Annotated in this window: 10 protein-coding genes; 2 read left to right on the top strand and 8 right to left on the bottom strand. The window is 74.0% G+C overall.

All coding sequences use genetic code 11. The features are described 5' to 3' along the window. Nucleotides 1-278: 278 nt before the first annotated feature. On the bottom strand, nt 279-725 hold the full coding sequence (locus tag ACIPXB_RS31805; RefSeq protein ID WP_401455507.1) for an Lrp/AsnC family transcriptional regulator: 447 nt from the start codon (nt 723-725) through the stop codon (nt 279-281). 95 nt (nt 726-820) lie between these two features. Here ACIPXB_RS31805 and ACIPXB_RS31810 point away from each other — a divergent pair, with 95 nt between their 5' ends. Next, a complete protein-coding gene (locus ACIPXB_RS31810) occupies nt 821-1,333 on the top strand; it encodes a rhodanese-like domain-containing protein (RefSeq protein ID WP_401455509.1) in 513 nt (170 codons plus the stop codon). Between the two features lie 115 nt (nt 1,334-1,448). Here the strand turns inward: ACIPXB_RS31810 and ACIPXB_RS31815 are convergent, their stop codons facing one another. The 5 genes from ACIPXB_RS31815 to ACIPXB_RS31835 all read right to left on the bottom strand — a co-directional run bounded on the left by ACIPXB_RS31815 (nt 1,449) and on the right by ACIPXB_RS31835 (nt 8,818). After that, nucleotides 1,449-3,143, bottom strand: a complete 1,695-nt coding sequence (locus ACIPXB_RS31815) for a DUF885 domain-containing protein (RefSeq protein WP_401455511.1) — start codon at nt 3,141-3,143, stop codon at nt 1,449-1,451. Between the two features lie 144 nt (nt 3,144-3,287). Further along, nucleotides 3,288-4,685 (bottom strand): GNAT family N-acetyltransferase, encoded by a 1,398-nt coding sequence (locus tag ACIPXB_RS31820; protein ID WP_401455513.1) that lies wholly within the window; start codon nt 4,683-4,685, stop codon nt 3,288-3,290. Nucleotides 4,686-4,871: 186 nt separating this feature from the next. Then, nucleotides 4,872-6,440 carry an alkaline phosphatase D family protein gene (locus tag ACIPXB_RS31825; protein ID WP_401455515.1) on the bottom strand — a complete coding sequence of 523 codons (1,569 nt, stop codon included), beginning with the start codon at nt 6,438-6,440 and terminating at the stop codon, nt 4,872-4,874. A 143-nt stretch (nt 6,441-6,583) separates the two neighbouring features. Beyond that, a complete protein-coding gene (locus ACIPXB_RS31830) occupies nt 6,584-7,876 on the bottom strand; it encodes an NAD(P)/FAD-dependent oxidoreductase (RefSeq protein WP_401455517.1) in 1,293 nt (430 codons plus the stop codon). Nucleotides 7,877-7,924: 48 nt separating this feature from the next. Beyond that, the gene (locus ACIPXB_RS31835; protein ID WP_401455519.1) at nt 7,925-8,818 is read right to left on the bottom strand and encodes an alpha/beta fold hydrolase; all 894 of its coding nucleotides are present in this window, start codon (nt 8,816-8,818) and stop codon (nt 7,925-7,927) included. 292 nt (nt 8,819-9,110) lie between these two features. On the opposite strand from ACIPXB_RS31835, the gene ACIPXB_RS31840 reads away from it, so the two are divergent. Further along, nucleotides 9,111-9,875: a GntR family transcriptional regulator gene (locus ACIPXB_RS31840; protein ID WP_401455522.1), complete on the top strand. Its 765-nt coding sequence runs from the start codon at nt 9,111-9,113 to the stop codon at nt 9,873-9,875. A gap of 319 nt (nt 9,876-10,194) precedes the next feature. Here ACIPXB_RS31840 and ACIPXB_RS31845 read toward each other — a convergent pair whose 3' ends face one another. After that, nucleotides 10,195-11,352, bottom strand: a complete 1,158-nt coding sequence (locus ACIPXB_RS31845; protein WP_401455524.1) for an ROK family transcriptional regulator — start codon at nt 11,350-11,352, stop codon at nt 10,195-10,197. Nucleotides 11,353-11,453: 101 nt separating this feature from the next. Continuing rightward, nucleotides 11,454-12,104, bottom strand: a complete 651-nt coding sequence (locus ACIPXB_RS31850) for a response regulator (RefSeq protein ID WP_401455527.1) — start codon at nt 12,102-12,104, stop codon at nt 11,454-11,456. Nucleotides 12,105-12,107: the final 3 nt, after the last annotated feature.

The following is a 12,107-nucleotide window of genomic DNA, read 5'->3' on the forward strand; positions in this document are numbered from 1 at the left end:
CTGGCCGTTGTTGTGCGGCGGCGAGCGAGCCGGCGGCAAGGGTGGAGAACGACACTGGGGCCGGCCCTTCACGATGTGGTCAAGACATGCCGAACCACCGTACGAAGCGCTGCCGTCGCATGCTGTGCCATGCGTGCAGCGTTCCTTGATCATTCGTGCGGCAGCGCCTGGACGCGCCGGCGGCCGGTCGGGCGGTCCGACGGGGGAAGGTCACCGGCCGCGCCGCCTCACCGGCCGCGCCGCCTCACCGGCCGCGCCGCCTCACGGGCCGCGCCGCCTCACGGGCTGAGCGGGCGGCGGGGCAGTGGTGAGGAGTAGACGATGCTCGTGGTCACCGCGCCCAGCCCGGCGATCCGGCCGGTGATCTCCTCCAGGTGCCGCATCGAGCGGGCGGCGACCTTGAGCACGAAACAGTCGTCACCGGTGACGTGGTGCGCCTCCAGGATGTCCGTCGTGGTCTCCAGGAGGTCGTGGAACGGCTTGTAGTTGCCGTGCGGATAGCGCAGCCGGACCAGGGCGAGGATGGTCTTGCCGAGCCGCTCCGGGTCGACGACGGCCGTGTACCCGGTGATCACTCCCGCCTCCTCCAGGCGGCGCACCCGCTCGGTGACCGCGCTGGCGGACATCGACACGGTGCGGGCGAGCTCGGCGAATCCGGCGCGGCCGTTGTCCTGCAGGGCGGCGAGGATCTTCCAGTCGGTGGCGTCCGGGGAATAGTCGGTCATGGGGGGAGGGATATCAGGGGAATCCCCGGTCCAACAAGTGATACGCCGGGGAAAGTCCCTTTCTGGAGATGATCACCCGCCGTAGATTTCTGGCCATGACGACGACGCAGAACCCCGCCGCCCCCGCCACCGCCAACCCCGTCCTGCGGGTCCCGCCGGCCGGCCCCGCCGCGGCCGCCGCCTACTTCGCGGCCAGTCTCGCCTTCCACGCGGACGTCTCCGATGTCGCCGCCGCCTTCACCGCGCACCGCGAGCAGGGCGCCGACCTCGGCTTCCAGCTGGTCGACTCGCGCTCCACCCCGTCCTGGGACCAGGCCCACGTACCCGGCGCGGTCCACCTGCCGACCGCGCTGATCCCCGAGCAGGCCGAGCGGCTGCTGGACAAGAACGTGCCCGTCGTGACGTACTGCTGGGGCCCCGGCTGCAACGGTGGCGCCCGCTCCGCCCTCGCGCTCGCCGAACTCGGCTTCCAGGTCAAGGAGATGCTCGGCGGCATCGAGTACTGGATCCGCGAGGGCTTCGAGGTCGAGACCTGGCAGGGCAGGGAGCGGCGCGCCGAGGCCGACCCGCTGACCGCGCCGACCGACTCGGACGACTGCGGCTGCTGAGGCCGGCCATGCGCCCGCCCGGTCGTCCGTTCGTCCGTTCGTCCGGCGCGGACGACCGGGCCGCCCGCCCCACGGGGGAGGGCGAGTGGCCCGGTCGGGGCTCCTCGGCACGCGGTCAGAGCTTGGACAGCTCGTCCACCAGGTCGTCCAGGCCCAGCGAACCCTGCGACAGCGCGGCCATGTGCCAGGCCTTCAGGTCGAAGGAGTCGCCGTGCGCGGCGCGGGCGTTGTCCCGGCCCAGCAGCCAGGCGCGCTCGCCCAGCTTGTAGCCGATCGCCTGGCCCGGCATCGACATGTAGCGCGTCAGCTCGCTGACGATGAAGTCGGCCGGCCGGCCGCTGTGCATGCCGAAGAACTCCTGCGCCAGCTCGGGCGTCCAGCGCTCGCCCGGGTGGAACGGCGAGTCCGCCGGGATCTCCAGCTCCAGGTGCATGCCGATGTCCACGATGACCCGCGCGGCGCGCATCATCTGGCAGTCCAGGTACCCCAGGCGCTGCTCGGCGTCCTTGAGGTAGCCCAGCTCGTCCATCAGCCGCTCCGCGTACAGCGCCCAGCCCTCGGCGTTCGCGCTGACGATGCCGACCGTGGCCTGGTAGCGGGAGAGCTGGTCCGCGACGTGCGTCCACTGCGCGAGCTGGAGGTGGTGGCCGGGCACACCCTCGTGGTACCAGGTGGAGACCAGGTCGTAGACGGGGAACCGGGTCTGGCCCATGGTCGGCAGCCAGGTCCGGCCCGGCCGCGAGAAGTCCTCCGAGGGACTGGTGTAGTACGGGGCCGCGGCGCCGCCGGGCGGGGCGATCATCGACTCCACCTTCCGCACCCGTTCGGCGAGTTCGAAGTGGGTGCCGTCGAGGTTCTCGATGGCCTCGTCCATGAGGCCCTGCAGCCACGCGCGGACCTCGTCCACGCCCTCGATGTGGGTGCCGTGCTCGTCCAGGTGCGCCAGCGCCTCCCAGGGGCCCGCGCCCGGCAGGATCTTGGCGGCCTCCGTCTTCATCTCGCCCAGCAGGCGGTGGTACTCCGACCAGCCGTACGCGTAGGCCTCGTCCAGGTCCAGGTCGGTGCCGTTGAAGTAGCGGGCCCAGCGGGCGTACCGCTCGCGCCCGACCGTGTCCGGCTGCCCCTCGACGGCCGGCGCGTACACGTCCCGCATCCAGTCGCGCAGCTCGGCGGTGGCGGCGGTGGCAAGGGCCGCGGCCTCCGCCAGCTCGGCGCGCAGGCCCTCGGGGCCGCGCTGCGCGAAGCCGGTGAAGAACCCCGGCCCCTCGCCGTCCTCGCCCGCCCAGGTCGTCAGCTGTTCGACGAACGTGGCGGTCGGGCGCGGGCCGCCGTACAGGCCGCGCTCCAGGCCCAGTCCGAGGCTCTCGCGGTAGCCCGCGAAGGCGGCCGGGACGGCGCGCAGCCGCTGGGCGATGGCCGCCCAGTCCTCGTCGGTCTCCGTCGGGGTCACGCTGAAGGCCTCGCGGACACCGTGCACGGGGGAGTGGATGTTGCTCACCGCGCGCAGGTGCTCGTCGGCGTCGTGGACGGCGAGTTCGGCGGTCAGGCGCTCGCGCAGCAGCCGGGCGCACCGCCGCTCGGCGTCGGTGTCCGCGCCGGGCAGCTGCTCGGCCGCGTCGAGCGCGGCGAGGGTGGTGCGGGCGAGTCCGGCCAGGGCTGCGGCGCCGGCCGGGGAGAAGTCGGGGAGCCTGCCGTAACTGGCGGCGACTCCGAGGTAGGTACCGGTGATCGGGTCGAGGACGATGAGCTCGTCGACGTAGTCATCGGCGATCCGGCGCGGCAGCCGGCTGCTGTGGAGGGTGTCTGACATGCGGACATCTTCGTACGGCGGACCCGCTCGCGTCACCACCGTTCGCTGTCGGCCTCCTGACGCGCGGGCGACGGGCGCCGCGGGCGCGGGCGGGCCGTGCCGGGCGCTCCCGGCACGGCCACGGCCCTGCTGCGGCGCGGCAGTTCAGCTCTGCCGGTACGGGCGCTCGCGCGGGAGTTCGTACGGCAGAGGCGAGTTGACCGCGGATGCCTCCAGGCGCGCTGTGATCACCAGCGTGCCTTCCTCGATCTGGTAGTCCAGCGGCAGGCCGAGGCCGCGCATCGCGGCGACCATGCCGGTGTTGGCGGCCCGGGTCACGGCGTAGACGCTGTCGCAGCCGGCCTCGACGGCGAGCGCGATCAGCCGGCGCAGCAGCTCCGAGCCGACGCCGCGGCGCTGCCACTCGTCCTCGATGAGCAGTGCCACCTCGGTCTCGTCGCCGTCCCACAGCAGATGGCCGAGGGCGACCAGCTTGCCGGAGGCGGTGGTCGCGGCGAGCGTCCGGCCGAAGCGCGGGCTCAGCAGGTGGCCGAGGTAGCGGTCGGCGTCGGCGACCGGGCCGTGGTAGCGCAGCCCCAGGGTGCGCTCGGAGCAGCGGTCGTGCATGGCGCGGGCGGCGGCTAGGTCGGAGCCGTCCGCCCGGCGCACGGTGATCTCGTTGCCCTCGGGCAGGGTCAGCACGTCACGGCCGCGCGGGACGCGCGGGCCGAGGCGGGCGTCGAGCTCGACCAGGGCCCGGGCCCGCGCGAACTCGGTCGGGGTGAAGGGCAGGTAGGGCCGCTCCACGGTGATCGCACCGCCGGCCGGGTCGCGCAGCCGCATCACGGTGGCCTCCAGGACCCCCTCGACGGGGGCGTCGGCGGCGTGGTTGGGACGGCCGGTCAGGGTGGTCGCGGGGACCGAGTGGATCGTGCAGCGGCCGAGCAGCTGGCGCAGCGCGAGCGGGAGCTCGGCGGCGTCCAGGGCGGTGCGGGTGGCCAGGCCCAGGACCCGGGTCGGGGTGTCGACCAGGTCGTGGGCGTCGGCGCGCTCGATCCACGTGCTCCGGCCGCCGGCCTGCGCGACGGCCCGGATCAGGTCGGCCGCGGGCAGCGTCTGCGGGGCGCGCACCAGGAACTCGTCGACCGTGCCGCCCTCCGCCAGCGGGTGGGTCTGCAGGGTCAGGATGTCCACGTCGTGCCGCGCGAGCGCCGTGCACAGCGCGGCCAGGCTGCCGGGCTCGTCCCGTACGGTGGTCCGCATCCGCCACAGCGCGGCGGAACCGGTCGCCGTGCGGGCCCCGGTATCGGAAGGGGCCGTCGGCTCCGGCGGCGGCGCATGGCTGTGGCGCCGTGCCCACCAGGTGTGGAAGGCGGCCGTGACCAGGAGCGCGACGGCCGAGGCGACCAGCAGCACGGGGCCGCGCGGACCGTGCACGACGAGATTGGCGATGCCGTCGGCGACCGCGACCGCGCAGAACAGGGCGGCCAGTTCGACGAGGTCACGGCGCCAGTGGTGGCGGTGGAGGGGACGCTGTGCGGGGGCGGGGTCACGTTCAGTCATGACACCACCCTGCCGAAGGGGTGTTGCGTGATCACGAACGATCTGTGACCGACTGGTTAAGGATCCATCTGGTCGATTTCGCCCAGTTTTCCGTGTCCCGAGGCTGGGCGGAGCCGGTGCGGCGGCCCCGCCCCTGCCGCGGCCTCGCTTGTGCCACGGCCCCGCCCGTGCGGCGGTTTCCCCCGGTTACTGGCCGACCCGGCCCGGCTGGAGCGTCCGCGTGAAGAGCACGCCGCCGCCCTCGCGCCGCAGCCGGACGGTGAGCTCACCGCTGCCGCCGTCGATGTCGACCTCGCCGTAGTACGGCGGGTTCTCCGCCGGCGACATGTTGGCCACCGGGGCCGACTGGACGAACGCCGTCCGCGGGCCGAAGGTCGCGTCGAGCGCGCCGTGCGGGAAGCCGCCCGCACCGACCGGACCCGAGACGAACTCCCAGAACGGCGCGAAGTCGCTGAACGCGGCCCGCTCGGGGGCGTAGTGGTTGGCGGCGGTGTAGTGCACGTCGGCGGTGAGCCACACGGTGCCGGTGATGCGCCGGTGCTTGATGTGGCGCAGGAGCTCGGCGATCTGGAGCTCGCGGCCCAGCGGGGCACCCGGGTCGCCCTGGGCGACCGCCTCGAAGTTCGCCGAACCGTCGGGGACCACGATGCCGAGCGGCATGTCGGCGGCGATCACCTTCCACGTGGCGCGGGAGCGGGACAGCTCGCGCCGCAGCCAGTCCAGCTGCTCGGCGCCCAGGATGCCGACGGTGTCGTCGCTCTGCCGGCCGGGGGAGTTGGCGTTGCGGTGGGTGCGCATGTCGAGCACGAACACGTCCAGCAGCGGCCCGTGGTGGACCACGCGGTACATCCGGCCCTCGGTGCGGCCACCGCGCAGGTCGGTGACGGGGAAGTACTCGGAGAAGGCCTGCTTGGCGCGGCCGGCGAGCACGTCCACCTCCTTGACCGTGTAGCGGGGGTCCTCCAGCAGCTGGCCCGGGTACCAGTTGTTGCGCACCTCGTGGTCGTCCCACTGGGCGATGACCGGGACCTGGGCGTTGAAGCCGCGCAGGTTGTGGTCGAGCAGGTTGTAGCGGAAGTTCCCGCGGAACTCGGCCAGGGTCTCGGCGACCTTGGACTTCTCCTCGGTGGTGAGGTTGCGCCACACGCTGCCGTCGGGGCGCGCCACGGTCGCCTGGATCGGGCCGTCGGCGTAGACGGTGTCCCCGCTGAACAGGAAGAAGTCGGGGTCGCGCCGGCGCATCTCCTCGAAGACGCGGTAGCCGCCGAGGTCGGGGTTGATGCCCCAGCCCTGGCCGGCGAGGTCGCCGGACCACACGAAGCGGACGCCGGAGCGGCGGCTGACGGGCGTGGTGCGGAAGGTGCCGCACACGGGCTCGCCGGTGCGGCGCGGGTTGTCCGGGTCGGCGAGCACCACGCGGTAGTGGATCTGCTGGCCGGGCGGCAGCCCCCGCAGCACGGCGGTGCCGGTGTAGTCGGTCGCCGGACCGAGGTAGGGGCCGTGGTGGCGGCGTACGGCGTAGCGGAACGACTCGCTGGGCGAGGTCTCGACGTACATCCGGGCGGGCCGGTCGGAGCGCGTCCAGACGGTGGCGGAGAACGGGGTGATCTCGCCGGACTGGACGCCCCACGGCGCGCTCGGGCGGCCTGAGCGGGCGAAGGCCGGGGCGGCCAGCGCGGTCGGTGCGGCGAGGGCGGCGGACACGGCGAGGGAGCCGCGCAGCAGGGACCTGCGGTCGGGGCGGACGAGGGGCATCGGAGGGCCTCCAGAGACGGGTCGGACCAGTGTGCCGAGGGCACACCGGTCCTCCGCGTCGGGCGCGCGAACCGCCGGTGAACAGCCGCCAGACACTCGTGCATACACCCCGCAGCCCCCTTGTCAAGAGGTGCGGAACGGGGTTATCGGCCCGCGGGTGACAGGGGCACGGGAGGCACGCTCGCCCCGCGGTGCCTGAGGTTGACGGCCGAGGCCCGGGCCAGCGCGGCGGGGCTCAGGAAGCGCGCCGGACCGATCAGGCGCTGGGAGAAGCGGTGCATGTGCCGGGCCACCGACGTGTCGCGCGCCGCCGCCGAGAACACCAGCCGCTGCACCGGGTTGAACGGGCGGGCCCTGGCGAAGTCGGCGGCCATGAACTGATGGCCGCTCAGCCGCCGCCGGTGCGTGCGCGCGTACGCGAGAAGGGACCTGTCGAGCTCGCCCCCGCCGGCCAGCGCGGGGGCGACCGCCTCGGTCAGCCACTGCGCGGACTCCAGGGCCCACCCGCATCCCACGCCCCACAGAGGATCACTCGTCAGGGCGGCGTCGCCGATGAGCGCGAGGCCCGGCGCGGTGGGCCTGCGGCTGAGCAGCGGGTAGTCGACCAGGCCGATGATCTTCGAGACGCGCTTGGCGGCGTCGATGGGCGGCGCATCGGGCAGGGCGCGGACGAACGCGGCGAAGCTGCCCTCCAGATCCTCCCGGAAGGCGGGCAGCCGCTTCTTGTCCGGGAGCACCGTGAGGACCGTCACCCCGTCGTCGTTCGGGAACGCGTAGGCCATGTCCGGCTCCAGGAACCAGGCGTGACTGATCCCGTCGGGCAGCGGAAGGCCGCGGAAGTGCGCGAGATAGCCGAACCGCTCGTTCTCGTACCGCCGGGTGGGCGTGCCGGCGAACCTCGCCACCGCCGAGTCCTTGCCGTCGGCGCCGACCACCAGGCGGGCCCGGAGCTCATGCTCCCCGGCCGGTGTCGTCGCGCGCACCCCCGCGGTGCGCCCGGCTTCCCGGACCAGCCCGGTCACCTGGTGACCGAGGAGCAGATCGACACCGGGCGTCCGCGCCGCACGGGAGCGGAGCAACGGGTCGAGGGTGCTGCGCCGGATGTTGTACCCGTACGGCAGCGCGGGGCCCTGCGGCGCCGCCCTCGGCTCGATCCATCCCCAACGGGTGTACCAGCGGGCGTGGTTGCGGACGGCGCCGGCCTCCTCCAGGGCGGGGACGAGGCCGAGTTCGTCCAGTACCGGGTAGGCGTTGGCCGTCAGGGAGTGGGTGCACAGCACCTTGAACGCGGCGGGGTCGGAGCGGCGTTCCAGCAGTGCGACGCGGGCACCGCGCCGGGCGAGCAGGATCGCCGCGGCGCTGCCGGCGAGGCTGGCTCCGCAGACGACGACGTCGTAGTCGACCGTGTCTCCTCCGGCCCTTTCAGACGTGCTCATCGTGGTCGCTCCCTTCGGGGTGTGGTGCCGTGGGTGGGAGTGGTGCTGTCACGCGGTGGTCGTGGTCGTGGTCATGGCCGTGGACCTTGCCGTTGCCGTTGCCGGCGGGCGGCGCATGGTCGTGTCGCGGATGACCCGGGCGACGAGGGCGGGATCGTCGTTCATCGGGACGTGGCCGCAGCCGGGCAGCCGGACGAGCCGGGCGCCGGGCACGGTGTGCTTGGCCCGGACGCCCTGCCGGGGCAGCAGCAACCGGTCGCGCGCGCCCCAGGCGATGGTCACGGGCAGGCCGGGCACGTCGTCGGTGAACCGTACGGAGCCGCCCGCGGCCAGCGTCTGCTCGAAACCGGTGGCGTCGCGCAGCGCGAGGGTCTCGGCGATCACGGCCTCGGGCGAACGGCGCGCGGGGCGGGCGTAGATGGCGCCGGTCAGCGCGGCCCGTCCGGCGGCGGAGCCGGCGAGGCCGCGCACGGCGGCGTACGGCAGGGCCCGGGCGCCCGTGCGCAGTGCGCGCAGCGCGCCGAACGCGTAGCGGCGCTCGGCCTGCGACCAGAAACCGGCGGGGGAGAGCGCGGTCACGGACGCCACGAGCCGCTCGCGGCCCATCTCGAGGGCGAGCAGTCCGCCGAGGGAGTTGCCGGCGACGTGCGGGCGCTCGACGCCGAGGGTGGCGCAGAGCGCGCCGAGGGCGGCGGCTACCGTCCCGAGGTCGTACGGGACGCCCTCGGGGAGGGGGTCGGAGGCCCCGAAGCCCGGGAGGTCGACGGCGATCACGTCGTGGTCGGCGGCGAGGATGTCGGTCACCGGGTGCCAGGCCCGGAGGTGGTGCCCGATGCCGTGGAGCAGCAGGAGCGGCTCGCCCGCGCCCTTGCGTTCGTAGGCGACGGTCGCGGGCCGGGGCCCGAGGGGGGAGTCGATGGTGAAGGAGACCGTGGTGGTCATGCTGCTCCTCGGCGTCACGTCGGTGCGGACCTGTGAGACTCGCTGTCAGTAATGACTACCGCCGGGTAGCTCGCCACCACAAGCCTTTGAGCCGCCGAGCAGCCCGCGAACATCCCGTGAACGGCTTGATACGTATGCCCGATCTGCCCGGCAAAGGGCCGAGGATTGGTCTTGACCAAGGGGTGCCGCCGTCCTATCGTCGCAGGGATAGTGCAGGAACCTTTAATAAACAAAGGCGCGGAACTGCCGCTGGAACACGGCGATTGCAGCGAGGGCAGCAGGAGGAGTCAGGGTGGGGACCACGCAGCTCGAAACGGTGCCGGAGCCGAAGTACTGGCACCTCAAGACCGTGCTCAGCGAGGCGCTCGACCAGGACTTCGCGGTGGGCGAGGTCCTGCCGAACGAGCGTGAACTCGCCGCCCGCTTCGGCGTCGCCCGCGCGACCCTGCGCCAGGCGCTGGAACAGCTCGAACTCGAGGGCCGGCTGCAGCGCCGTCGCGGCGTGGGCACGACGGTCGCCCCGCCGCGCGTCGGTGTCGCCGTGCGTGACGCGCAGCACGGCTGGCCCGGCGAGGCCACCGACGGCTGGCAGCTGGTGAACGCCACCGAGACCGTGCCCGCCGCCGCGATCGCGAAGCTGCTCGGGACGGGCAGCGACCAGGCCGTCCACACGGTCCGCCGCACCCGCGTCACCCAGGGGCAGGCCGTCGCCGCCGAGCTCCTCTACGTCCCGGCCGCGTCCGTGCCGGGCTTGTCCGCCCTCGACGCCCCGTCCGGCCCTGCCCGTGCCCGCGCCATCCTGCGTGAGCTGGGGCACCTGGTCCTCGAAGGCCAGGACCGCTCCGTCGAACTCGGCTCGGCCCGCGCCGACGACGCCAAGGAACTCGACCGCCTCCCCGGCGCCCCGGTCCTGCTCGTCACCACCCGCTACTTCACGGCCGCGGGCACGGCCGCGGTCTCCGTCGCCACTTACCGTGCGGACACCTGCCGCCTGACGTTCGGCGACTCGGGCGACGTCCAGATCACCCACGACACCGCAGAACCCGTGGCCTCCTGACGCCCCGGCGGCCCCGCCCGGTACGGCGCGAGCCGACCGAGGACCGACCCGCGCGCGGACGGCCGTGCGTGCGGGCCGTGCCAGCGAGCCGTGCCGGTGGTCCCGCGTCAGCGGCGGCGAGCCGCACCGGCGGGGTCGTGCTGGTGGCAGGCCCTGCCCGCCGCGGACCCGCCCGGTACGGTGCGAGCCGGCCGGAGGCCGACCCGCACGCCACGGGCCATGCCAGCGGGCCGCGCCCGGGGCCGCGCCGCGCGCGGTGGCCCTGCCGGCGGGCCGTGGCAGCCGGCCGTGCCGGTGGTCCCGCGTCAGCAGCCCCGCGTCAGCGGCGGCGGGCCGTCACCGTCTTTTCCACCGCGAACAGTTCCTCCTCGACGTGGTCCAGCGCCAGCCGCAGCGCCCCGGTGGCCACCGCGGCCTCGCTCAGCCGGGACAGCTCTACCCGCGGCGGCCGGAGGCAGTACCGCTCCAGCTCGCGCCGCAGCGGGTCCAGCAGCCCGTCCAGCCCGGCGGCCCACCCGCCGACGACCACGAGCTCCGGATCCATCGCCAGCACCAGCGCCGCCACGTCGTGCACCAGCCGCTGGACGAACCGGTCCAGCGCGGCGACCGCCCGCGCGTCCCCGCGCTTGGCCATGGCGAACACCTCCGCCACCGCCTGCTCGTCCAGCGGGTGCAACGGTTCCCCGGTGGTCGACAGCAGCTTCTCCGGAGTGGCCTCGCGGCCCAGCAGATGCAGCGCCCCGATCTCGCCCGCCGCCCCGCCGTAGCCCCGGTGCAGCCGCCCGCCGATCAGCGACCCGGCACCGGGACTCAGGCCCGCCATCACGAACACCATGTCGTCGGTGTCCTGAGCGGCCCCCTTCCAGTGCTCGCCGACCGCCGCCGCGTTGGCGTCGTTCTCCACCTGCACCGGGCACCGGAACGACCGCCGCAGCCGCTCACCGAGCGGCAGCCCGGTCCAGCCGGGCAGGGCCGTGCCCAGCCGTACGGTGCCGTCGGCCTCGACGATTCCGGGACTGCCGACCCCGACGGCCCGCAGTGAGTCTCTCGGCACCCCCGCCCGCCGCAGCAGGTCGGCGACGCACGCCCGGACCTTCTCCAGACGCTCGTCGGCGGAAGCCGTCTCGGCGACCTCCTTCGTCCCTGCGCCGATGACCCGCCCGTCCAGCCCCGAGATCAGGGCCGCGACCCGGTGCGAGCCGATCTCGACGCCGAGCAGATGACCGGCCTCGGCCCGGAACCGGAACCGCCGGGCCGGCCGCCCCTGGCGGCGCGCCCCTTCCTCCGCGGCGGCCTCGACCACCAGCCCGGTGCCCATCAGCCCCTCGACGACCCCCTCGACGGTGGGCCGCGACAGCCCGGTCACCCGGGTCAGATCGGTGAGCGTCGGCGATTCGGCCGCGCGCAGCGCACGCAGTACCACGGCGGAGTTGATCCGCCGGAGCAGCGAGGGGTCCCCGCCGGTCAGCTGCCCCAACGTGTGTCCTCCCAGCTAGCGCGCCTGTCAGCCGGATCGTACTGCCCAGTCGCCGCGGCGGCGAGAACCGGCCCCCACCTGCCGGAATCCGTCCTCCACCCTCAGGCCGGGGACACGAATCCGGACTCGTACGCCGTGATCACCGCCTGCGTCCGGTCCCGCGCCCCCAGCTTCGCGAGCACGGCGCTCACATGCGACTTCACCGTCTCCGCCCCCACATACAGCTGACCGGCGATCTCGGCGTTCGTCAGCCCCTTGGCCATCAGCCGGAGCACCGCCTCCTCGCGCTCGGTCAGTGCCGCCTGTTCCAGAGCCTCCCGCGCCTCCCGGTTGCCGTACTCGGCGGCGAGCGAGCGCAGGGCGGTGGGGAAGAGCAGCGTCTCACCCTCCGCGACCAGCCGCACCGCGTGCACGATCTCGGACGGCCTGGCCCGCTTGAGAAGGAACCCGTCGGCACCAGCCCGCAGCGCCCGGTACACGTACTCGTCGTTCTCGAACGTCGTCACCACGAGGATCTTCGGCGGATCGTCGACCGATTTCAGCACGGCCCGCGTGGCGTCGATCCCGTCGAGCAGCGGCATCCGCACGTCCATCGCCACGACGTCCGGCCGCAGTTGCCGCACCAGGGGGACCACGGCGGCCCCGTCGGCGGCCTCCCCGACCACCTCGATGTCGGGCTGGGACTCGAGGACGGCGCGCAGACCCGCGCGGACCAGGGGCTCGTCGTCGACGAGCAGTACGGTGACCGGCATCCG

Source organism: Streptomyces sp. NPDC090022, assembly GCF_044748145.1.
Taxonomy (GTDB): domain Bacteria; phylum Actinomycetota; class Actinomycetes; order Streptomycetales; family Streptomycetaceae; genus Streptomyces.